Source organism: Amycolatopsis tucumanensis, from assembly GCF_021654135.1.
Taxonomy (GTDB): Bacteria; Actinomycetota; Actinomycetes; order Mycobacteriales; family Pseudonocardiaceae; genus Amycolatopsis_E; species Amycolatopsis_E tucumanensis.
Genome location: NZ_JAKGSD010000050.1, coordinates 15,307 through 37,646, shown reverse-complemented (window position 1 = coordinate 37,646; position 22,340 = coordinate 15,307). Strand labels below are relative to the sequence as shown.

Here is a 22,340-nt window from a genome sequence, read left to right as displayed (position 1 = left end):
CCGTCGCACTGCTCCGGCCGGGTGAACCGCCGCGTTCGACTCGTTCGGGTGGCGATTCCCCGGCCGGACAGTGCTTTCTGTCGGTGCTCGGGTCTAGCTTGTCGGTGTGAACATCAACGCCCTGCCGAACGGCCTCATCCGTCTCAAGTGGACTCTTTCGCGGTCAGTCGTCCCGCAGCACCGCGCGCAGCTTGTCGAGCACCGAAGGATCTTCGATGGTCGACGGCACCGGTTCGTCCCGGCCTTCGGCGAGTCCGCGCATGGTCTTGCGGAGGATCTTGCCCGATCGCGTCTTCGGCAGCGCGTCCACAACGGACACTTGCCGGAACGCCGCCACCGGGCCGATGTCCCGCCGGACGGCCGCGATCAGCTCCGCCTTCAGCGTTTCCTCGTCGACGTCCACACCGGACTTGAGCACCACCAGCCCGCGCGGCAGCTGGCCCTTGAGCGAGTCGTGCACGCCGATCACCGCGCACTCGGCGACGGCCGGGTGCGCCGCCAGCACGGCCTCCATCGACCCGGTCGACAACCGGTGCCCGGCCACGTTGATGACGTCGTCGGTGCGGCCCATGACGAACAGGTACCCGTCCTCGTCGAAGTAGCCCGAGTCGCCGGTGAGGTAGTAGCCCTCGTAGCGCGACAGGTACGCCTCCACGTAGCGCTCGTCGTCGCCCCACAGCGTCGGCAGGGTGCCCGGCGGCATCGGGAGTTTGATGCAGATGGCGCCTTCCTGCCCGGCAGGCAGGGGGTCGCCGGCCTGGTCCAGGATCCGCACGTCGTAGCCGGGCACCGGGACGGTCGCCGAGCCCGGTTTCACCGGCATCGGTTCCAGCCCGCGCGGGTTCGCCGCGATCGGCCACCCGGTCTCGGTCTGCCACCAGTGGTCGATCACCGGCACGCCCAGCTTGTCGGCGGCCCAGTTCAGGGTCTCCGGGTCGAGCCTCTCACCGGCCATGAACAGGGTGCGGAACGACGACAGGTCGTACTTCGCGAGTTCGGTGGCGTCCGGGTCGACCCGTTTGATCGCCCGCAGCGCGGTCGGAGCGGTGAACAGGGCCTTCACCTTGTGTTCGCTGATGACGCGCCAGAAGGCGCCGGCGTCCGGGGTGCCGACCGGCTTGCCCTCGTACATCACGGTCGTGGCGCCGATCAGCAGTGGCGCGTAGACGATGTAGGAGTGGCCGACCACCCAGCCGACGTCGGAGGCGGTCCACCAGATGTCGCCGGGCTGGATGTCGTAGACCGCGTGCATCGAGTAGGCCAGCGCGACCGCGTGGCCGCCCGCGTCGCGCACGACGCCCTTCGGTTTCCCGGTGGTGCCGGAGGTGTAGAGGATGTAGAGCGGGTCGGTAGCCGCGACCGGGACCGGGTCGACCGGGCTCGCCCCGGCGACCAGTTCCCGCCAGTCGACGTCCCGTTCGCCGAGCGTCGCCTGCGCCGCGTCGCGTTGCAGCACCACGACCTTGTCCGGCTGATGGGTGGTGGCGGCGAGGGCCTCGTCGATGATCGGCTTGTACTCGACCACGCGGTTCGGCTCGATGCCACAGGACGCGGCGACGATCACCTTCGGCTTGGCGTCCTCGATGCGCGCGGCGAGTTCCTTGGGCGCGAAGCCGCCGAACACCACGGAGTGCACGGCGCCGATCCGGGCGCAGGCGAGCATCGCCACGGCGGCCTCGGGAACCATCGGCAGGTAGACGATGACGCGGTCGCCCTTGCCGACGCCGAGGGACCGCAGGGCCCCCGCGAACAGGGCGACTTCGTCCCGCAGCTGGGCGTAGGTGAAGGTCCGCTTGCCCCCGGTGACCGGCGAGTCCCAGATCAGGGCGGGCTGCTCCCCGCGCCCGCGTTCGACGTGCCGGTCGAGGGCGTTGTAGGCGGTGTTGAGCTCCCCGTCCGGGAACCAGCGGAACAAGGGAGCCCGCGAAGAGTCCAACGCCCGCGACGGCTCACGAGTCCAATCGATGGCCTTCGCCGCCGCGAGCCAGAACCCTTCCGGATCAGTAAGGCTGCGCTGGTGTTCCTCCACGTGACGGCCCATGGGGCAGACCTCCTCGTCGTCGAGCTCGTGCCCCACATCATGACGCAATCCCCGCCCCCTGACCGCCCCCGCGCCACTCGGCCGCCCCACGCCGCTCCGCCGCCCGGCCGCCCCACGCGGTCCGGCCGCTCTGCGTCGCCCGGCCGCCTCGCCGCTCCGCCGCCCGGCCGTTCCACGCGGTCCGACCGCCCCCACGCCACTCGGCCGCCTCGCCGCCCTGCGCCGCGCCGCTCCCCGCGGTCCGACCGCCTCGCGCCGCCCGGCCACCTCGCCTCTCCGCGCCACCCGGCCGTTCCACGCGGTCTGACCGCCTCGCGCCGCCCTCCAAACCCCCACGTGCCCACCGCGGCCCCTGGTGCGCCCGCGCGCACCGCCGCGCTGCCCCAGCGCCGCGCCACCGCCGCGCGGCCCCAGTGCCGCGCACAGCCGCCACCGGCGCCCTGAATCACCACCCGCCGCGCTCAGCCACCGACCGCGCTCAGCCACCGACCGCGCTCAGCCACCGCCCGGCGCTCAGCCACCGCCCAGCACGCAGCCGCCACCTGCCGTGCGCTGCACCCGCTCACGCCCTGCCGTCCCACAGTCACTTGCCGGGCCCAACCATCGCTCGCCGCGGCTCGTTACGACTGCGCCCTTGTGCAGCTGCGGCCCGCCGCGCATCGACTGCCGCCTTTGCCGGGCCAACCACACCACGCACCCAGCGTGCCGCAGCGCGCAGTCACTGCGGGTCGTGCGCTACCACCACTGCTGCCCGTCGCCTTGCAGTCGCCGCCTTGCCGCGCCCGACCGTCGCCCGCCGCAGGTCGCCACTGCCCGCCGCGGCTCGTTACGGCCGCGCCCGACCGGTCGCCCGCCGCGCGTCACCCGCCGCGGCTCGTTACGGCCGCGCCCCTGTGCAGCTACGGCCCGCCGCGGTTGATCGCCACTTTGCCGCGCCGGCCGCCGCCGCCCTCGGTTCGCTACCGCTGAACCCTTGGGCCAGCGGTCCGCCGCGTGTCTGATCGCCGTCTCGCCGGGCCGAGTCAAGTTTTCGCGCGCAGCTCGCAACCACCACGCACTCGTGAAGCTGCGGCACACCCGTCCCCGGCACCCGTGCCCCCGCAGACAGGCCAGGCACGAGAAACCCAAGAACCCTGACGAGTCAGAAAGCCCCGATGAGCTCCGAAACATGTCCACCTATCTGCGCCACCGTCCCGCTCACCTCGGATGCCTGGGACAGCAGAGCCTTCACCTTCTCCCACCGGGTGCGGACCACCTCGGGCTCCACGTCCTCGGCCGTGTCCGGGTCCTGGGCCTTCCGCGCGTCTTCCAGCAGACCGGCCAAGTTCCGGTCCAGCGCCTTCCGGTCCGCGACCTCCAGCGCGGCCGTCTCGGCACGCAGCTGCTCCAGCAGCGTGACCAGCGGCGCCTGCTGCTGGTTGATGTTCGCGCCGCTCATGGAGCCGCTGTTCGTTCCCGTGTTGATCGGGCCGAAGTTCCCGCCGCTGATGTTGATGCCGGTCATGTGCTCAGTCCCCCTTGGCCGTCTGCACGTTCGCGCCGTCCATCGAACCGGTGTTGGCGCCGGTGTTGATGGGGGCGTAGTTGTCGCCGTGGATGGTGATCTCCTTGTGGATCACGGTCGCGGCCTGGCGCTCGAAACTCGCCGGCGAATAGCCGCAGTCGCGCAGGATGCGGCTTATCGCGGGCATCAGCCTGCTGTGCAGGATCTTCTCGTAGCGCTCCACGTCGACCAGCTGAAAATAGCTGTCCACGTCCTCAGCGGCCGCCATCTCGCGCAACGTCCGCAGCGAGCCGTAGGCGTCCGGGTTGATCAGGCCGCGGTCCTGCCGCAGCGGCTGGATCCACTCCAGCGTGTGCTTTGCGCGACCCCAGATCGTCACCGGCAACCGCAACAACCGCAGCAGCGCCTGCCCGATCGGGGCGGCCACCCCGGCAGGCAGCTTGTCCACCGCGCGGTACCGGTCCCGCACCGGCGGCAGCACACACGGCGTCCACTCCAGGTACAGGGTGCTGGCGTCGACGGCCGCGTGCAGGTAGCTGGACATCACCAGGTCCCGGTCCCACGTCTCGACCTGGAAACACAGGTAGTAGCGCGCCCACTCACGCGGCTGCCGGCGCAGCGCCGCCACCTCGCCCGGCGGCAGGTACCGCTCCGGCGCCCGGTCCAGGCCCCGCAGGTACACCACCGACTCCGGCTGGTTCACGTGGTCGATCAGCTCCGCCGACGACGCGAACACGGCCTCCCGGATCGACAGCTCACGCAACCGCCGGTCCGGCGACAGCGACTCGCTCTCCTGCAGCACAGCCATCGCCGCGCGGACCCGCTCGTACAGCAACGGCGTGGTCAGCTCGTCGAACGGCGTGCCGTCCGGCTTGTGATCCTCCGGCAGGCGGTCCAGCGGCAACGCCATCGACCAGGACTCCCGGTGCGACCCGGCGCCGACGAACGGGTTGTAGCCGCGGTGCACGAACAACGGCACCGCGCCCTGCGGGCTTTCCTCGGCGTCCCGGTAGCGGTGCAGTTGCCGCACGAACCGCGGCGGGCACAGGCCGAGCAGCGGGCGCTCGGTGGTGAACGGGTCGGCGGGCGGCCGATTGCGGGCGCGGTAGCCGAACCGGTCGACGAGCAGCGACCGCACCACCAGCCGGTCGGTCACCAGGATCGCGAACATCAGCACGACCAGCGCGATCGAGACGTAGAACCAGACCTCATCGTCGCCGGCGGGCGGACTGTAGTAGTCCCCGTAGTAGCCGCCGGTGAAGTCCTCGGTGGCCTCCGGATCGATCGCGCCGAGCAAGTAGATCAGCAGACCGGCCAGCGCGAACGTGCCGAGCACGACGACGATCGCCGCCTTGAGCGCCACGTTGATCGCCCTGCGCCAGATCGACGGGATCACCAGCGCCACCGCGAGCGCGAGCCACGTGAACAGCAACAGGCTCGGGCCCGAGGCCCAGACGAACAAGCCGAACAGCACCGCCAGGATGCCGTCGCGCAGCTTGCGGCGGCCCCGCGAGGCGATCGCCTCCACCAGCACCCGCGCCGGGTCGAACCCTGGCGAGTGCGGCAGCGGCCGGGTCGGCTCGGTGAGGAACTCGCGGATCGCGCGGTCGGCGTATCCGGAGTCGAGGTGCGCGGCGGCGCACAGGTACCGCGTCGTGTCGTCCTGGGGCCGCACCTGGTGCGGGACGGTCCAGGCGGTCATCGTTCCGGTCACGGGATCGCGTTCTCCGTCATGGCGGTGAGGATCGGGACCATCTCGGGCCAGTCGGCGGCCTTCGACGAGGCGTACACGAAGTACTCGGTGCCGGAGGCGCGCCAGTACTCGGCCTTCACGTGCCGCCTGCCCTCCGGCGCGGTCCACTCGAACTCCCACACGATCGCCTCGTACCCGCGGAGGGTCGTCTGGGCGAGCTCCACCCGGGAGTAGCCGGGCCGGGCGGCGGCGAAGTCGCTTTCGGCCTCGAGGTGGGACTCCATGATCGAAGCGTTCGGCACGGCCGAGCCGCCGTAGCGGACGAAGCGGGAGCTGTCGGCGGGATCAGTGGCCTGCACGCTGCCCGCGGACTGGGTCGGCGCGACGGTCCAGCCCTCCGGGATGACCGTGCGGATCCCGGCCGGGCCGGTCACCTCGCTCCCCGGCGGCGCCGAACTGCTCGTCGTCGTCGTGGTGGTCGTCGTCGAGGTGCGGCGGCTGCTCGACGCGCTCGTGGTCGTCGCGGCCGAGCTCGACGTGGCCGTGGCCAGCTGGGTGGTCCCGCCGTCGCCGCTGTCGCGGACGAGCAGCAGCGCGGTACCGACCGCGCCGAGCACGACGAGGTTAGCCACACCCGCGAGCAGCGCCAGACGCGCCGAGCTCGGCTGGCCCCCAGGAGGCGGCATCACTGTCCCCTCGTCAACCGCTCGTGCAGAAGTGAGCACTGAGGGTAGCATCGAGCGTCCCGCCCGGGTTACTCCTTTTGGGAGATTCACGTGACCGAACAGACCGACCCGATGACCGCTGTTCAAGCGCTCGAACAGCAGCTCGCCGCGGCTCCGGCGGACCTGGACCTGCGTCTGCGGCTCGCGCACGCGCTCGAAGCGCTGACCGTGTCCGCACGCAGCGTAACCAGAGAGGGGCTGTCCGTGGTGACATCGGCGCGCCAGCGCGAGCTGTGCGCGTGGGCGGCCCGCCGCATTCTCGAACTGAACGTGCCCGACGCCCGGCTCACCACCGGCGCGCAGGCCCTGCTGGCCGAGCTCGACGCGGGACGGCGGTGGGTGTGGCACGGCCAGGGACAGGTCGCCATCGCCGCGGTGGTGGTGCTGGGCCTGGTCGCGGTCGTGCTGGGCGGGCTGACCGGCGTCGTCGCGGTCGTCGTCGCCGGCGCGGTGCTCAGCAGCGTCCTGCTGTCGGTGCTGGTCCTGCGCTTCCGGCGGGAGCGGTGGCGCGTCGAGGCGGAGCGGCTGGCGCCGGTCATCTGGCGGCCCGGCATCTGAGAAGTCTCACTCCGCAGGGCGACCGCAACCCGCCCGTCCCCTGCCGCGTCCAAGGTGCGAATAGGGTGGGAGACCGGAAGAAGACCCCGAACACGAAGGGACCCGGGCGGTGAACGCGTTCGCGGACTGGCTGCTGTCCCTCGCGCATGCCCTGTTCAACCCGGGGTTCTGCCCCGGTGACTGGGTGTGGGCCACGGTGGCCGCGGGGGCGCTGACCGCGTTGTTCCCGGTGGCCGGCGCGGTCCTCGTCGCGCTCATGCGGAAGTTCACCGGCAACCGGTACGACACGGGCACGATCGCGGCCATCGGCGTGATCGCGTTCGTGTTCTCGTTCGGGCTGCCGTGGATGGCGTTCAACGGCATCTCGGGCATCTACCGGGCTGCCGCCGAGGGCACCTCTTCCCTGTCGAAGGCCGACCTGGCGACCCTGAACCGCGAGTACTGCTCGTTCATCGGCACGCAGAGCAAGTACCTCGGCGGTGGGCAGAACATCTTCGAGACGATCTTCTACCCCTCCGGCAACGTGCTCGCCTACGGCTACTACCTGGGCGCGCTCGTCGGGCTGCCGCTGCTCGCGCTGTTGTTCATGATCCTGCAGGCGCGCACCGCGATGCGCCGCGGACCGAAGTGGCCGGGCCGCCTGCTGTGGGTCGGGTTCGTGATGTTCGTGGTGTTCTCGGTGGGCGTCTCGGCCAACGCGGGCGTGTTCCTGTGGCTCGGGTTCATCCCGATCGCGATGCTCGGGATCATCCCGATCGCCCTGGTCGGGCCGCCGCCGTGGTCGGTCATCAACAAGCCGGAGCGGCCGCGCCCGGAGCCGCGGCGCGAGCCCCCGCCGCAGGTGCCGCCGCCTCCGCCACCGCCGCAGCAGCAGCCGCCGAAGCAGTACGCGCCGACGGCCGTCGCGCCCGCAGCGCAGGAGCTCGCCGCGGCGCCCGGCCCGGTCCCGCTGCCGCCGGGGTCGACGGCCAACGGCGGCGGCCGGTACCGGCGGATCAAGCGCCTCGGCCACGGTGGCTTCGGCACCGTGTGGCAGGCCGTGGACAACCAGCTGGGCCGCACGGTCGCCCTGAAGATCGCCCACGCGCCGGACCGGGACACCGAGGAGCGCATGCGCCGCGAGGCCAGGGCGCTCGCGATGGTCGACCACCCGAACTGCGTGCGGGTCTATGACCTGGTCGAGGAGCCGGACGGGCTCGCGCTGGTCATGGAGTACCTGGAGGGCCAGTCGCTGGCCACCGCGGTGGACACGATGGGACCGCTGGACGACGTCGCGGCGGGCCGCCTCTGGGCGACGATGGCAGGCGCGCTGGCGGCGGCGCACGAGAAGGGTGTGCTGCACCGCGATGTGAAGCCGTCGAACGTGATCCTGGACCCGCAGGGCATGCCGCACCTGATCGACTTCGGCATCGCCCGCAGCCGCGGCGACTCGACGATGACCGCGACCGGGATGATGATCGGCACCCCCGACTTCGTCGCCCCGGAGCAGGCCGCGGGCGCGGCGGCGTCCCCGGCCTCGGACGCGTGGCAGCTGGCGGCGACGGTGAGCTACGCGCTGTCCGGCTACCCGCCGCGGGGCACCCGCGAGACGCCGATGGCGGCCCTGATGGCGGCGGCGCGCGCCGAGCCCGTCTCGAAGCTGCCGCAGCGCTCCGCGCACGCCCGGCTGCTGATCGCCTCGCTCGACAACGAACCCCGCCGCCGCCCGACGCTGCACACGGTGGTGCGTGAGGTGGAGGGCTTCCTGTCGCGGGCGGGCAAGTCGATGGACGGGCCGGTGACGCGGATCGTGCCGCGTCACGGCGGTACCACGCGGGCGATGCCGCCGCGCTGACTGGGGTTTGTGGCGCTGGATGCGGCGTGGCGCGTGCGCGGTGGTGCGCCGCGGGCGATGCCGCCGCGCTGGCGCCGAGGGTGCGCGGCACCGGACGCTCCGGACGGGGCGTGGGACGCGCGAGGTGCGCCTGCGGCCCGACGGGATGGTCTGCGGGTGCTCCTGCTCGAAGGCAATCGTGCCGAGCCGGGGCGCAGGCGCTACCGGTGGGGCAGCGCGGAACGCCGGGCGGTTCGCTTCCGGCCCAGCAGGATCGCCTGCGGGTGCTTCGCGCCTTCCAGTTCGACTCGGGCCGCGATGTCGAAGCCGGCGCGTTTCAGGAGTTTCGCGACGTGGTCGGGTGGCAGCAGGTACGCGTCGTAGTCCACCGGGTGGCCGTAGGCCGTCTCCGGCTGCAGCTGGGCGTTCCCGGCGTGGAAGCCGATCAGCACGTGGCCTTCGGGCTCCAGCGCGCGGGCGAAGCCGGCGAACACCGTCGGCAGCACGGCCGGCGGGACGTGGAAGATCGACCACCACGCGACGATCCCGCCGAGCGACCCGTCCGGCACGTCGAGCGCCGTCATCGAGCCCACCTCGAACCGCAGCCGCGGGTACGACCGGCGGGCGATCTCGACCATCCCGGGGGACAAGTCGACGCCAAACGCTTGCGTGCCGAGTCCCGCCAGGTGCGCCGTCACGTGGCCGGGTCCGCAGCCGACGTCGGCGACCGGTCCGGTGACCAGCTCGGCGAAGGCGCTCAGCATCCCGCGGCCCACCGCGTCCGCCGCGAACCGCGGGCGCACGAACTCGGCGTAGTCCTCCGCGACCCGGTCGTACGACTCCCGGGCGCGGTCCAGGTACCCGGTCATCGCCAGGACGGCAGCCAGAGCTCCGCCTGCCACCGGGCGTTGCTGATCGGGTCGCCGTTCAGGATCGGCCACAGCCACGCGAAGTTCGCGACCACCAGGCCGACGTACAGCGCCACCACCAGCAGCCCCGTCCCGCGGCGTTCGAACCCGCGCCGCGCGCTGCCCAGGATCTGCCCGAGCGCGAGCGTCAGCCCGAGCACCAGGAACGGCGCCATCGGCGTCGCGTAGAAGAAGTACATCTGCCGGTCGATGTTCGTGAACCACGGCAGGAACCCGGCGAGGTAGCCGACCAGCACGGCGGCGTAGCGCCAGTCGAACCGGAACAGCCACCGCCACAGGCCCCACCCGAGCATCGGGATCGCGAGCCACCACATCGCGGGCGTGCCGATCAGCATCGTCGCCCGGATGCAGTCCGACGCGCCGCACGTGCCGTTGCCCGACTCGTAGTAGTAGAGCATCGGGCGCAGGCCCATCGGCCACGTCCACGGCTTCGACTCCCACGGGTGCGGATCGTCCTTCGGCGTGACCAGGCTTTCGTGGAAGTGCAGCACGTTCATCGAGTAGTCGCCCAGCGACCGCAACGTGGGCGGCACCCAGCTCCAGAACCCGGGGTCGATGCCCTGCAGCTCGGTGTAGTGCCGGTCGGTGCCGGACTCGCTCGCGAACCACGCCCACCAGCTCGCCAGGTACATCAGCGCGGGGATGGCGACGATGGCCCACAACGCGGGCAGCACGTCCCGGCGCAGCGTCCCGACCCACGGCCGCGGCACCCCCGCCGCCCGGCGCGCGGCCAGGTCGAACCCGACGCACAGCAGCCCGAAGAACGCCATGTAGTACAGGCCCGACCACTTCACCGCGAAGGTCAGGCCGAGGCACACCCCGGCCGCGAACCGCCACCAGCGGAAGCCCAGCCGCGGCCCCCACGGCGACTCGTCCGCCCAGCCCTCGGCGACCGCCACCGCCAGCCGCTGCCGCACCTGGTCGCGGTCGCACAGCAGGCACGCGAACGCGGACAGCGCGAACAGGGCGATGAAGATGTCCAGCATCCCCATCCTGGCCTGCAGGAACAGCACCCCGTCGCAGATCACGAGTATCCCGGCGATGCCGCCGAGCAGCGTCGAGCGGGTCAGCCGCCGCGCGATGCGGATGGTGAGCAGCACGATGATCGTGCCCGCCACGGCCGCGCTGAAGCGCCAGCCCCAGCCGTTGTACCCGAACATCCACTCGCCGAGCGCGATGAGCTGCTTGGCCAGCGGCGGGTGCACCACCAGCTCGTAGCCCGCGTTGTCCTCGAACCCGCCGTTGCGCAGCATCTGCCACGCCTGTGGCACGTAGTGCTTCTCGTCGAAGACCGGGGTGCCCTTGTCGGTGGGGGAGCCGAGGTTCTGGAAGCGGGTGACCGCCGCGACCAGCGTCAGGACGATCGTGACCACCCAGCCGCGCAGCCGGTCAGCCGGCATCGGCCGTCCGAGGAGGGTGGCGGCACGGTCCGTCGGCGGGCGGAGGTGGTCCACCTGGTCCGGTCGCGTCAGCACAGCGGTCACGGGGGTGATCCTAGGGACCCACGGGTGAACTCGGAGTTCCCGCGCGGCTAATAGGGTGAAGGCCATGCCACTCGTCCTCGCCGCGACCCCCCTCGGTGACTCCCGCGACGCTTCGCCGCGCCTGGTCGCCGCACTGGCCGAGGCGAACGTGATCGCCGCCGAGGACACCCGTCGGCTGCGGTCGCTGGCCACCGCGCTGGACGTGACGCCGCGTGGGCGGGTGGTCAGCTTCTACGAGGACGTCGAGACGTCCCGGCTGCCGAAGCTGCTGGAGGCGCTGCGGGCCGGGGAGACCGTCGTTCTGGTCACCGACGCCGGCATGCCCAGCGTGTCCGATCCGGGGTACCGCCTGGTCGCGGCGTGCGTCGAGGAGGACCTGCCGGTCACCTGCCTGCCCGGGCCCTCGGCGGTGACGACCGCGCTGGCGCTGTCCGGGCTGCCCAGCGACCGGTTCTGCTTCGAGGGCTTCGCGCCGCGCAAGCCGGGTGAGAAGGGCCGCTGGTTCCGGGAGCTGGCGACCGAGCCGCGGACGGTCGTGTTCTTCGAGTCGCCGCACCGGCTGGCCGCGACGCTGACCGAAGCGGCCGCCGCGCTGGGTGACGAGCGGCGGGCGGCGGTGTGCCGGGAGCTGACGAAGACGTACGAGGAGGTCCGGCGCGGCACGCTGCCCGAGCTGGCGGCCTGGGCGGCGGACGGCGTGCGCGGCGAGATCACGGTGGTGCTGGAGGGCGCCCGGCCGCGGGCGGTGTCGGTGACGGACCTGGTGGCGGAGGTGTCGGCACGCGTGGCGGCCGGTGAGCGGCTCAAGTCCGCGGCGGCCGAGGTCGCCGAGGCGACCGGGGTGTCGAAGAAGGAGCTGTACGACGCGGTGCTGGCGGCGCGGCGCGCCTGAGCGTCAGGCGGGGTCCTTCCGCATCGCCCAGGTGACCGGGCCATCGTCGGGGAGGGGGACCTGCGCGGTCACCTCGAAGCCCAGCCCCTGGTAGAAGCCCACGTTCGACTCCAGCGAGGTCTCCAGGTAGGCCGGGTGGCCCTCCTCGGCGGCGGCACGCAGCCCGGGTGCGAGGACAGCCCGGCCGAGGCCCTCGCCCTGGCGGCCGGGCGCCACGCCGACCGTGGCGAGGAACCACGCGGGCCCGGTCGGCCGGTGCGGGGCCATCGCCTCCTCCGCGGCCGCCGCGGCGGCCGCCCGGTCACCGGCCAGCTCGCGCAGCCGCGGGCCCAGCGCGTCCAAGTCGGGCTCGCCGGAGGTGGGCGTCGTCCACACCGCCACCGCTGCCAGGTCGTCGCTCACCCAGACCCGCCCGCAGGGCAGCCCGACGTGTTCCAGGAACAGCCGTTGCAGGCCGGTCACCCGCGCGAAGTGGTCCGCCGCGGCGACGGTGTGCCGCGTGAACGGGTAGTCCGCGAAGGCCGCGCCCAGAGTTGCCGCCGCGCCGTCGAGGTCGGCTGCTGTGCCGAGGCGGATCAGGTGAGCAGTGCTTCCAGCGGGGCGGCTTTGTGCAGACATTCCTGCCATTCTGCCTCGGCGTCCGAATCCGCGGTGATGCCGCCGCCGACCCCGAGCGCGATCGAACCGCCGTGCACCTCGAACGTGCGGATCGCGACGTTCAGCTCCAGCCCGGCCACCGGCGACGCCAGCCCGACGGCGCCCGTGTAGACCCCGCGCGGCCGCGGCTCCAGCTCCGCGATCAGCTCCAGCGCCCGGATCTTCGGCGCGCCCGTCACCGAGCCGGGCGGGAAGGTCGCGGCCAGCAACTCCGCGTCCGAGGTGACCAGCCGCCCCTCCACGGTCGACTCCAGGTGCCACACGCCGGGCGCCGGGCGCACCCGCAGCAGCTCGGGCACCCGCACGCTGCCCACCGCGCACACCCGGCCGAGGTCGTTGCGCACCAGGTCGGTGATCATCACGTTCTCGGCCACGTCCTTGACCGACTCACGCAGCCGTTGTGCCAGCACGTCGTCCGCCGGGCCGCGGCGGGGCAGCGTGCCCTTGATCGGCGTCGAGCGGACCCGGTCGCCGTGGCGGGCGAGGAACAGCTCGGGCGACAACGACACGACGCTGCCCCACTCGCCGGTGAGGAACGCGGCGCGGCGCGGCCGCAGCCCCCGCACCCCCTGCGCGAACAACGCGGCGGGCGAGCCCTCGAACGTGCCCTCGAAACGGGTGCAGATGTTGGCCTGGAACACCTCCCCGGCCTCGATCGCGTGCACGCAGGCCTTCACCGCGTCGCCGTGTTCCGCGGGCATCGGCCGGTGCAACGGCCCCGCCTGCCAGGCCGGGGACGGCGCCGGCCGGGTCAGCAGCTCCGCGAACTCCGCCGCCAGGTCCGGGCCGCCGAGCGATTCGAACCACCACCAGCCGTCCGCGTCCAGCCGCAGGACGTGGTCGGCCCAGCCCCACACCGCCGCGGGCAGCGCGGTGCGCCGGCCGGACGGGTCGGTGAGGTCGTAGGACAGGTAGCCGAACCAGCCGCCGCCGACGACCCCCTCCGGAGCTTCGACCCGCGGTTGCCGGTCCGGCACCTCGAACGGGTCGGTGACCGGGCGGAGCTGCACCTCGGGCACCAGCACGGCCTGGGAGCCGAACCACTCGCCGCACAGGCCGGCCGCCGTGCCGATCCCCCGGGAGCGGGCGCGCTCGTCGAGGAGAAGCAGCACCTCATCCGGTGTTCTTCCCCGGCCAAGCCTCGTTCGCGTCACCCGCACGGGAACATTGTGACCTACCGTCGGACGCATGCGTGTGGTCGAGACGGAGCAGATCTGCAAGGTGACGGGCGCAGATTCGATCAACCGGACCGACCGGTTCGCCATCCACGGCACGGATCTCGGCATCCTGTGGGACGGCGGTGACGGGCGGGTCTTCGTGTTGTTCGGCGACACCTTCGGCGAGGGCTGGGGCGGCGACGGCGGCGGCCCGAACAGCGCCGACTGGCGCAACAACGTCCTCGCCTTCTCGACCAGCACGGACCTGGCCGCCGGTCTCACCTTCGACGGCGTCGTCACGCGGCCGGACGGCACCGCCGCCCAGGTCATCCCGCGCGATGGCCGCCGGGACGAGGTGACCGTCATCCCGAACTCGGGCCTGGCGGTCGACGGGCTCCAGGTCGTGCACTACATGTCCGTGCGGCAGTGGGGCCCGCCGGGCAAGTGGACCACCAACTACTCCGGCCTCGCCGTGTCCGACGACGGCGGGGTCACCTGGGCCAAGCCGTGGAGCGCGCGCTGGATCAACCGCGCCGAGCGGGACGACCCGTTCCAGATGTGCGCGCTGGCCCGCGAGGGCGACCACGTCTACCTCTTCGGCACCACCAACGGGCGGCACGGCGACGCCTACCTGGCCCGCACGGCGATCCCGCACCTGCTGGACGCGTCGTCCTACGAGTACTTCGACGGCCGCGGCTGGACCCGGGACGAGTTCGCCGCCGCGCCGGTCATCCCGGGCCCGGTCGGTGAGCTGTCCGTGGCCTACGACGTCCACCTCGGACAGTGGCTGGCGATGCACCTGGACGACCCGGGCGGCGCGATCCTGCTGCGCTCCGCCGACCGGCTCACCGGGCCGTGGTCGCCCGGCCAGGTCGCCGTGCCCGGGCACCGGTACCCCGGCCTCTACGGCGGTTACCTGCACCCGTGGGCGCTGGACGGCCCGGACGTCTACTACCTGATGTCGCAGTGGGGCCCGTACAACGTGTTCCTGATGCGGAGCACGCTAGAGCAGTAGGTCGGCCAGCGTGAACGGGTAGACCAGGGCGTCCATGCCGATGGGACCGGACACACCGGGCATCGGCGGCACCGAGCTGTGCTCGTGCAGCGCCAGGCGCGGGTGGAACCAGCCGGGGCGGCCGGGGATGTCGTTGTGCCGCGCCACCCACAGCACGACCTCGCGGTCGGCCCACTTCTGCGGGTGCAACCGGCGCAACCAGAGCCCGTAATCGGCGTAGATCACGACCCGCTGGATGCCCGCGGACTGCCGCACGGTCTTGATCCACGCCTTCACGAACCGGTCGTCGACGCCCTCCGCCTCGACTTCGAGCGTCGGTGCGAGCGAACCGGGCCCGAACACGCCGAGCCCCCGGCCCGCGCGCACGCACAGCTCGGCCTGGTCGTGGGGTGCGCCGGGGCGCGCGTAATGGCGGATGCCGGTGCGGATGCCGGCCCGCTGCGCCGCTTCGATTTGTTTCCCGGCGCCGCGGTCGAGCCAGTTGGTGTTCTCGGTGACGGTGATGGAGGCGAACGAGACCGCACCGGACCGGACCGCGTCCCAGTCCGCCACGGTCGCGTGCAGCGCGAGGTTGATCCCGCGCTCCGTGCTGCCCTCCGTCAAACCGCCGCCTTCATTCCACGCAAATGCGCTCGCCAGGACACTGCGTAGTCACCATAAGCGCGAAAAGCCCCGGTTGCCGTATCGACGCACCCCCCGAAAAGGGTGTGACTCACGGCAAGTACCGGGCGTGGCGGCGCGGGGTGACGGCACGGTCACCGTCGGGGAGTCCACAGTGGAGGTGGCGGCGGGCGGAACCCGGCCGCCGGCCCGCGGACCGGCGGCCGGGTCTGCTAACCCCCGATGCCCGAATTCCGGGCGGCTTCGACGATCGTGGCGGCGTCCTCGGGCAGCAGGTGGCCCGCGGCGACCGAGGACTGCGCGGCGGCCTGCACCTTGGCCACGTAGTCGGCGTTGGTCGGGTACAGGCGGCTCAGCACCGGCTCCGCGGTGGGCGGGAACGACGGGTCGGACGGGTCGCCGTCGTCGTGCCGGTCCCACGGGTCCGCGTCGCCGTTCCACGGGTCCCGCGCGCCGTAGAGGCCGCAGAAGACGCCGCTGTCGGTGGTGTTCCGCTCGCCGCTCAGCGTGCGCGTCGGCACCGCGACGTCGGGCAGCCGGATGCCGCCGGTGGCCAGGCCGGTGGCCGGGTCGCGGCGGTCGGCGTCGAGCAGCGCGCCGCTCGCCGGGCGCGGTCCGCCCTGCGCCCACGTGGTCAGCGCCCGCAGCGCGGCGTTCATCGAGTAGTGGCCGGGCCCGTCGTTGTAGGGCGCGGACCCCGCGGCGCAGCTCGGTTGCGGCGCGGCCGACCCGGCGGACTTTTGCACCGTCGGGCCGCCGAGGTCGACGGCCCACTGGTCGCCGTGCGCGGTGCCGGCCAGCTCCCAGTGCACGATGCGGTCGGTGTCCGCCTGCCGTGCCGCCGCCGCGCCCGGCACGTCGGTCTCGGTGAGCACCACGAACACCGGAACCGCGGTGTCGGTCCGGATGCGGCTCGGGTCCGGCATCGTCAGCACGTCGACGAGCCTGCCGCTGATCGGGGCCGCGACCGCGCTGTTGCTGTGGATCATCAGGCCGTCGTAGACGCGCGCGACCGGCTGGACGGCGTTGGCGTAGGTGGTCATGAACCCGGCCGACTGCGATTCCCCGTCGGCGAGCAGCGTCCGGATCTCCAGGCCGCCCAACGGGTCCGGCCCGTTCGGCGTGCGCAACGCCTGTCCCGCCTGGGAGAAGATGTCGTAGGAATAGGCGTCACCGGGGTGCACGAGGCTGCCGTAGCGGGCCGGGTCCCAGCCACGCAGGCCCGCGATGTCGCCGAGCCCGCCGTTGACACCGACGGACTGCGCCGACACGCCGACCCACGCGTAGCCCTGGCGCAGCAGCTCGTCCCGCATGAACCAGTAGTCCGGCGACAGTTCGAGCTGAGCGCTGACGTTGAGCCACTCCACGACGACCGTGCCGTTGAAGCGCGCCGGGTCGCTCGGCCGCCGGACCAGCAGCCGGGTCCGGTACGCGGCCTGGGTGGTGGGCCGGACGTCCCAGCGGCCGGACGAGGTCCACAGCCCCGACTTGGCGTACGCGGTCGCGGTGCCCGAGATGAAGAACTCGCTCTCGGTGTAGCCGAACGAGCCGAGGTCCTCGGCCGCGGCGAGGAACGGGAACCCGCGGCTGCCCGCGGGTGGTGTGGTGATCGTCGGGTTCGCGGCCGCCGCCGTGGCGGGCAGCACCGCGGCGAACACCGCCAGTAACGTTGCGAGGACGGCTGTGCGCACTGGTCACCTCCGTGATCTGGGGAGGGCCAGTGTGGGGCGGCCGCGGTCGCGGCGGCATCGGCGAAATCACCGGTGCGTTCGACGCCTCGCTCGACCGGAGCACCGCCGGCAGCCGGGCAGCGCGGGTGGCCGTCTCGCGGCCCAGGCGCAGGGTGGCGCGAACCTGACCCACGAGACGGACCCGTACTTCGACACGGCGGACTTCAGCGACAGCGCGCCCGGCAACCTGCGCGCGGACGTGCCGGTGCCGTGCCGTTAGGCGTTCTCCTTCTGGAACGTCCTCGTGCCCCAGAACACGGCCAGCACCGTCATCACCACGAGGATGATCGAGCCGGTCATCAGGGCGTCCATCGTGAGGTCGCCGCGGAAGGTGGCTCGCTCGGCGTCGACGACGTGGGTGAACGGGTTGATCCGCGAGATGGCGTAGAGCCAGTCCGGCGCGAGGACGCTGGTGATCGGCAGCAGGATGCCGGACAGCAGCAGCACCGGCATCAGCACGGCGTTCAGCAGCGCCGGGAAGGCCTGCTCGCTCTTGAGCGTCAGCGCCACCGCGTACGACGCCGAAGCCAGCGTCGCCGCGACCAGTCCGACGATCACCAGGCTCAGCAGCACCCCGCCGACCGGCGCGTCCAGTCCGAACGCGACATACGCGAGCACCGTGATCAGCACGGCCTGGATGACCGCCTGGATCACGTTGTTGGCCACCTTGCCCAGCAGCAGCCCGACCCGGCTGGCCGGCGTCACCCGCAGCCGTTCCAGCACGCCGCTGCGGTAGTCCATCAGCAGCGCGAACCCGGCGAACGACGAGCTGAACAGCGCCAGCTGGATGATCAGCGCCGGGGTCAGGATGGTCCAGCTGGTGCCCGGCGGGAAGCCGGGCGTGCTGCTGACGACCTTTTCCATCAGCGGCCCGAACAGCACCAGGTACAGCACCGGCTGCATGATGCCGATCATGATCCACGCGGGGTTGCGCATGGACAACGTCCAGTCCCGCTTGAAGATCAGCCACGTGTCACGCAACATGGGCGGCCTCCTCGTGCTGCTGGGACTGCTCGGCGTCGCGCAGTGACCGGCCGGTGAGCGTGAGGAACACGTCGTCCAGCGTCGGCCGGTTCACCTGCATCGAGGTCATCGCGATGCCGTCGCCGTCCAGGCGCCGCAACAGTTCCGGCAGCGCGGTGTCCCCGCGCGGCACGCGGAACCGCACCTCGGCTTCACCGGTGGTCACCTCGTGCGCGCCGTCCAGGCGCCCGGCGACCTCGGCCGCGGCGTCCACGAACTCCGGGGCCACCCCGATCGTCACGCCGTCGCCGGACACTCGCGCCTTGAGCGAGTCCGGCGACCCCTCGGCCACGATCTCCCCGTTGTCGATCACCAGGATCCGGTCGCACAGCGAGTCGGCCTCGTCCAGGTAGTGCGTGGTGAGGAACAACGTCACGCCGTGGTCCGCGCGCAGCCGCCGGATGTGGTCCCACAGGTTGGCGCGGCTCTGCGGGTCCAGCCCGGTGGTCGGCTCGTCGAAGAAGATCAGCTTCGGGTCGTGGATCAGGCTCAGCGCGATGTCCAGCCGCCGCCGCTGGCCGCCGGACAGCGTCTTCGTCAGCCGGTCGTCCAGCCCCACGAGGTCGAGCTGGTCGATCAGCTCCCGGCCCCGCCGCAGCGAGTCCTCCTTCGACATGCCGTAGAGCCGGCCCTGCAGCTCGATCTCCTCGAGCACCTTCATCTCCGGGGTGACGCCGCCGCCCTGGGCGACGTACCCGATCTGCCTGCGCACGCCGACCGGGTCGGCCAGCAGGTCGCGACCCGCGACCTGCGCTTCGCCCGCGGTCGGGCGCAGCAGCGTGGTCAGCATCCGCAGCGTCGTGGTCTTGCCGGCGCCGTTCGGGCCGAGGAACCCCACCAGTTCACCCTCGGCGACGTCGATGTCGACGCCCTTCACGGCCTCGACGCTGCGGCCGCGCGCGGTGAACGTCCGCGCGAGGCCGCGTGCCTTGATCATGAGAAATCCCCCTTGATTCAGTAGTCAAATTTGACTAGTGATGGCGGCCACTCTGCCCCAACTATCGCGCCGTAGTCAAATTTGATTACTTGATCTCCGGGGGTGCGCCGAAGTGGCGCCCCGGGTCGTCGGCCATGACGTACTCGCCGTCCTGCAGGCGCTTGATCAGGCCCCGCAGCCACTCGATGGTCGCCTCGACGTTCGTGCCCCACAGCCGGTACAGCTCGCCGACGTGCTCCGGGTGGCCCCAGTTGACTCCGCCGTCCAGCACGCTGCGGGTGGTCGCGAGCTGGCCCTCCAGCCACGTCAGGCGGTGCCGCAGCAGCGACAGGGCCCGGTCGCGGGGCAGGGAGGGCAGGAAGGTCAGCGCGGCGGCGAAGGCGAACGCGTCCTGGGCCCCGTCGCCCTCGGTCTCCGCGATCATCTGGGCCAGCCGGACCTGGAACTCGGTCTCGCCGTCGTCGGTCAGCCGGTAGGCGATCCGGTCCGGGCCGCGTCCCTCCGGTTCGTCCGGCACCGCCTCCAGCAGGCCTTCGGCCGCCATCTTCTTGAGCGCGTGGTAGATCGACCCGGGCTGGACGTTCGCCCAGCGGTCGGCCGACCAGGCCAGCAGCTCACGCCGCACCTGATAGCCGTGCGCCCGGCCGTACATCCGTACGACGCCCAGCACCAGCAGCCGCGTCGGCGACACCCGACCTCCTTAAGCCTTCCCAGGTAACAATGCACGAGACGGCATCCGTACGCTAAACAGGCATGAGCATCCCTGTGTTGACGGCGGTGGCCTGGCCTTATGCCAACGGGCCCCGTCACATCGGCCACGTCTCCGGCTTCGGCGTCCCGTCGGACGTGTTCTCGCGCTACCAGCGAATGGCCGGCAACCGGGTGCTCATGGTGTCCGGGACCGACGAGCACGGCACGCCGATCACGGTCCAGGCGGACAAGGAGGGCCTCACCTCCCAGCAGACCGCCGACAAGTACACCCGCCAGATCGGCCAGGACCTGCAGGGCCTCGGGCTGACCTACGACCTGTTCACCCGCACCAGCACCGGCAACCACGCCGAGGTCACGCAGCAGATCTTCCTCGCGCTGCACCGCAACGGCTACGTCGTGCCCAAGACCACGACCGGCGCGATCAGCCCGTCCACCGGCCGCACGTTGCCGGACCGCTACATCGAGGGCACCTGCCCGATCTGCGGTTACGACGGCGCGCGCGGCGACCAGTGCGACAACTGCGGCAACCAGCTGGACGCCGCGGAGCTGATCAACCCGAAGTCGCGGATCAACGGTGAGACGCCGAAGTTCGTCGAGACCGAGCACCTGTTCCTCGACCTGCCCGCGTTCACCGAGAGCCTCGGCAAGTGGCTGTCGACGAAGACCGACTGGCGGCCCAACGTCGTCAACTTCACCAAGAACCTGCTCGACGACATGCGGCCCCGCCCGATCACCCGCGACCTGGACTGGGGCGTGAAGATCCCGCTGGACGGCTGGCGCGACCAGCCGCTGAAGCGGTTCTACGTGTGGTTCGACGCGGTGATCGGCTACTTCTCGGCCAGCGTCGAGTGGGCCCGCCGCAGCGGGAACCCGGACGCGTGGCAGGAGTTCTGGACCAACCCGGACGCGCGCGGCTACTACTTCATGGGCAAGGACAACATCACCTTCCACGCCCAGATCTGGCCCGCGCTGCTGCTCGGCCACAACGGCGCGGGTGACAAGGGCGGCCAGGTCGGCCCGTACGGCAAGCTCAACCTGCCGGACGAGATCGTGTCGTCGGAGTTCCTGACCATGAGCGGGTCGAAGTTCTCCACTTCGCGCGGCACGGTCATCTACGTCAACGACTTCCTGCGCGAGTTCGGCCCGGACACCCTGCGCTACTTCATCGCGGTGGCCGGCCCGGAGACCCAGGACACCGACTTCACCTGGGACGAGTTCGTCCGCCGGACCAACTTCGAGCTGGCCAACGAGTGGGGCAACCTGGTCAACCGCTCGATCTCGATGGCGCACAAGAACAACGGCGCGATTCCGGCCCCGGTCAAGCCGGCGCCCGCGGACGAGGAGCTGAAGGCGCTGTCCCGCAAGGCGTTCGAGACGGTTGGCGGGCACCTGCAGCGGTCGCGGTTCAAGCTGGCGGCCACCGAGGCGATGCGGGTCGTGTCCGCGGCCAACCGCTACTTGTCGGACCAGGAGCCGTGGAAGCTCAAGGACGACCCGGATCGCCGCGACGCGGTGCTGCACACCGCGCTGCAGGTGGTGTCGGACGCGAACACGCTGCTCACCCCGTTCCTGCCGCACTCTGCGCAGAAGGTGCACGAGGCGCTGGGCGGCACCGGCGTGTGGGCCGCGCAGCCGGAGCTGCAGGACGTCGAGGACCTGGACATCCCCGGCCGGATCAACCCGATCCTGACCGGCGACTACGCGGCCGAGCAGGCGCGCTGGGAGTCCATCCCGATCGAGGTCGGCCGTCCGCTGGCCAAGCCGACGCCGCTGTTCGCCAAGCTCGACCCGAAGCTCGGCGAGACCGGTCCGGAGTGGGCCCCGATCGCGCAGTGAGCAAGAAGGAACGGCCACCGGTGCCGGAGCGCCTGCCGGCGCCGGTGGTCGACTCGCACACGCACCTGGACGCCTGCGGTGCGGTCACGGCGGCCGACGTGGCCGAGCTGGCCGACCGTGCCGCGGCGGCCGGGGTGACCCGGATGGTGACCGTCGCCGACGACCTGGACGCCGCCCGCTGGGCCGCGGAAGCGTCCACTTGGGACGAGCGGGTGTGGGCCGCGGTGGCCATCCACCCCACGCGCACCAAGGACTTCGGCGAGGCGGAACAGTCCGAAATAGAGCATCTGGCGCGCCAGGACCGGGTGGTCGCGGTCGGCGAGACCGGTCTGGACTACTACTGGGACTACTCGCCGCCGGACGCCCAGCAGGAGGCGTTCCGCTGGCACATCGACCTCGCCAAGCGGGTCGGCAAGCCGCTGATGATCCACGACCGGGACGCGCACTCCGACGTGTTGCGGATCCTGGACGAGGAGGGCGCGCCGGAGACCGTGGTGTTCCACTGCTTCTCCGGTGACGAGGACATCGCACGCCGGTGCGTGGACGCCGGGTACGTGCTGTCGTTCGCCGGCACGGTCACGTTCCGCAACGCCCGGGCGCTGCAGGCCGCGGCGCGGCTCGTGCCCTCCGGGCAGTTCCTCGTCGAGACCGACGCGCCGTTCCTGACGCCGCACCCGTTCCGCGGACGGCCGAACGAGCCGTACTGCACCGCTTATACGGTCGCGTTCCTCGCCGACCTCCGTTCGGAGGGGCTGGAACAGGTCTGTTCGGCGGTGTCGGAGACGGCCGAACGCGTGTTCCGGCTGCCGTCCGTCACAGCGGGTTGAACGGACTGCGACATCCGTGGAAATCAACCATCCACCTGGAGGAGTGACGAACGCCACGACATTCCGCCCGGTGTTTGCGCAACCTCGCGGGGTCCGTTACTGTCCCGTGACCGTGCCGCATGATCGCTCCAACCGGGCGAAGAGCGGGACACCCGGAGTCAAGCCAGTGCAGGTCGGGATCGGGGAT

At 71.8% G+C, this 22,340-nt stretch carries 19 protein-coding genes; 6 read left to right on the top strand and 13 right to left on the bottom strand.

Annotation, left to right across the window (positions count from 1 at the left end; all coding sequences use genetic code 11):
- Positions 1–163: 163 nt before the first annotated feature.
- The 4 genes from L2C96_RS34525 to L2C96_RS34510 form a co-directional block, all read right to left on the bottom strand.
- Complete coding sequence (locus L2C96_RS34525) at positions 164–2,041, bottom strand: propionyl-CoA synthetase (protein WP_237339202.1); 1,878 nt, start codon at positions 2,039–2,041, stop codon at positions 164–166.
- 1,141 nt (positions 2,042–3,182) lie between these two features.
- Positions 3,183–3,545, bottom strand: coding sequence for a hypothetical protein (locus tag L2C96_RS34520; RefSeq protein ID WP_237339182.1), 363 nt, complete (start codon positions 3,543–3,545; stop codon positions 3,183–3,185).
- Between the two features lie 4 nt (positions 3,546–3,549).
- Positions 3,550–5,259, bottom strand: coding sequence for an AbeC-like domain-containing protein (locus tag L2C96_RS34515; protein WP_237339181.1), 1,710 nt, complete (start codon positions 5,257–5,259; stop codon positions 3,550–3,552).
- Positions 5,256–5,870, bottom strand: a complete 615-nt coding sequence (locus tag L2C96_RS34510; RefSeq protein ID WP_237339180.1) for a serine/threonine kinase C-terminal domain-containing protein — start codon at positions 5,868–5,870, stop codon at positions 5,256–5,258. The genes L2C96_RS34515 and L2C96_RS34510 overlap by 4 nt, the downstream gene beginning before the upstream one ends.
- Before the next feature lie 144 nt (positions 5,871–6,014).
- On the opposite strand from L2C96_RS34510, the gene L2C96_RS34505 reads away from it, so the two are divergent.
- Positions 6,015–6,521 (top strand): hypothetical protein, encoded by a 507-nt coding sequence (locus L2C96_RS34505; protein WP_237339179.1) that lies wholly within the window; start codon positions 6,015–6,017, stop codon positions 6,519–6,521.
- Between the two features lie 109 nt (positions 6,522–6,630).
- Positions 6,631–8,355, top strand: a complete 1,725-nt coding sequence (locus tag L2C96_RS34500) for a serine/threonine-protein kinase (RefSeq protein ID WP_237339178.1) — start codon at positions 6,631–6,633, stop codon at positions 8,353–8,355.
- Between the two features lie 200 nt (positions 8,356–8,555).
- Here L2C96_RS34500 and L2C96_RS34495 read toward each other — a convergent pair whose 3' ends face one another.
- Positions 8,556–9,203, bottom strand: a complete 648-nt coding sequence (locus tag L2C96_RS34495) for a class I SAM-dependent DNA methyltransferase (RefSeq protein WP_237339177.1) — start codon at positions 9,201–9,203, stop codon at positions 8,556–8,558.
- Positions 9,200–10,747: a dolichyl-phosphate-mannose--protein mannosyltransferase gene (locus L2C96_RS34490; RefSeq protein ID WP_237339176.1), complete on the bottom strand. Its 1,548-nt coding sequence runs from the start codon at positions 10,745–10,747 to the stop codon at positions 9,200–9,202. Before L2C96_RS34490 ends, L2C96_RS34495 begins: the two co-directional genes overlap by 4 nt.
- Positions 10,748–10,811: 64 nt before the next feature.
- Here L2C96_RS34490 and rsmI point away from each other — a divergent pair, with 64 nt between their 5' ends.
- Positions 10,812–11,639, top strand: a complete 828-nt coding sequence (gene rsmI / locus L2C96_RS34485; protein WP_237339175.1) for a 16S rRNA (cytidine(1402)-2'-O)-methyltransferase — start codon at positions 10,812–10,814, stop codon at positions 11,637–11,639.
- A gap of 3 nt (positions 11,640–11,642) precedes the next feature.
- Here rsmI and L2C96_RS34480 read toward each other — a convergent pair whose 3' ends face one another.
- Both L2C96_RS34480 and L2C96_RS34475 read right to left on the bottom strand, forming a co-directional pair.
- The gene (locus L2C96_RS34480; protein ID WP_237339174.1) at positions 11,643–12,257 is read right to left on the bottom strand and encodes a GNAT family N-acetyltransferase; all 615 of its coding nucleotides are present in this window, start codon (positions 12,255–12,257) and stop codon (positions 11,643–11,645) included.
- Positions 12,215–13,408, bottom strand: coding sequence for an aminodeoxychorismate synthase component I (locus L2C96_RS34475; protein WP_237339173.1), 1,194 nt, complete (start codon positions 13,406–13,408; stop codon positions 12,215–12,217). Before L2C96_RS34475 ends, L2C96_RS34480 begins: the two co-directional genes overlap by 43 nt.
- A 76-nt stretch (positions 13,409–13,484) precedes the next feature.
- Here L2C96_RS34475 and L2C96_RS34470 point away from each other — a divergent pair, with 76 nt between their 5' ends.
- Positions 13,485–14,468 (top strand): glycoside hydrolase family 183 protein, encoded by a 984-nt coding sequence (locus tag L2C96_RS34470; protein ID WP_237339172.1) that lies wholly within the window; start codon positions 13,485–13,487, stop codon positions 14,466–14,468.
- Here the strand turns inward: L2C96_RS34470 and L2C96_RS34465 are convergent.
- From L2C96_RS34465 to L2C96_RS34445, 5 genes are all read right to left on the bottom strand, one after another.
- The gene (locus L2C96_RS34465; RefSeq protein WP_020419450.1) at positions 14,457–15,071 is read right to left on the bottom strand and encodes a glycoside hydrolase family 25 protein; all 615 of its coding nucleotides are present in this window, start codon (positions 15,069–15,071) and stop codon (positions 14,457–14,459) included. The genes L2C96_RS34470 and L2C96_RS34465 overlap by 12 nt on opposite strands.
- A gap of 230 nt (positions 15,072–15,301) precedes the next feature.
- A complete protein-coding gene (locus L2C96_RS34460) occupies positions 15,302–16,780 on the bottom strand; it encodes an alpha/beta hydrolase domain-containing protein (protein WP_237339171.1) in 1,479 nt (492 codons plus the stop codon).
- A gap of 255 nt (positions 16,781–17,035) precedes the next feature.
- Positions 17,036–17,803, bottom strand: coding sequence for an ABC transporter permease (locus L2C96_RS34455; protein ID WP_020419448.1), 768 nt, complete (start codon positions 17,801–17,803; stop codon positions 17,036–17,038).
- Positions 17,793–18,779, bottom strand: a complete 987-nt coding sequence (locus L2C96_RS34450; protein ID WP_237339170.1) for an ATP-binding cassette domain-containing protein — start codon at positions 18,777–18,779, stop codon at positions 17,793–17,795. Before L2C96_RS34450 ends, L2C96_RS34455 begins: the two co-directional genes overlap by 11 nt.
- 85 nt (positions 18,780–18,864) lie before the next feature.
- The gene (locus L2C96_RS34445) at positions 18,865–19,470 is read right to left on the bottom strand and encodes a PadR family transcriptional regulator (protein ID WP_020419446.1); all 606 of its coding nucleotides are present in this window, start codon (positions 19,468–19,470) and stop codon (positions 18,865–18,867) included.
- 62 nt (positions 19,471–19,532) lie between these two features.
- Between L2C96_RS34445 and metG the strand changes: the two genes are divergently transcribed.
- A complete protein-coding gene (gene metG, locus L2C96_RS34440) occupies positions 19,533–21,326 on the top strand; it encodes a methionine--tRNA ligase (RefSeq protein ID WP_237339169.1) in 1,794 nt (597 codons plus the stop codon).
- Positions 21,323–22,153: a TatD family hydrolase gene (locus L2C96_RS34435; RefSeq protein ID WP_237339168.1), complete on the top strand. Its 831-nt coding sequence runs from the start codon at positions 21,323–21,325 to the stop codon at positions 22,151–22,153. The genes metG and L2C96_RS34435 overlap by 4 nt, the downstream gene beginning before the upstream one ends.
- The last annotated feature ends 187 nt before the right edge of the window (positions 22,154–22,340 follow it).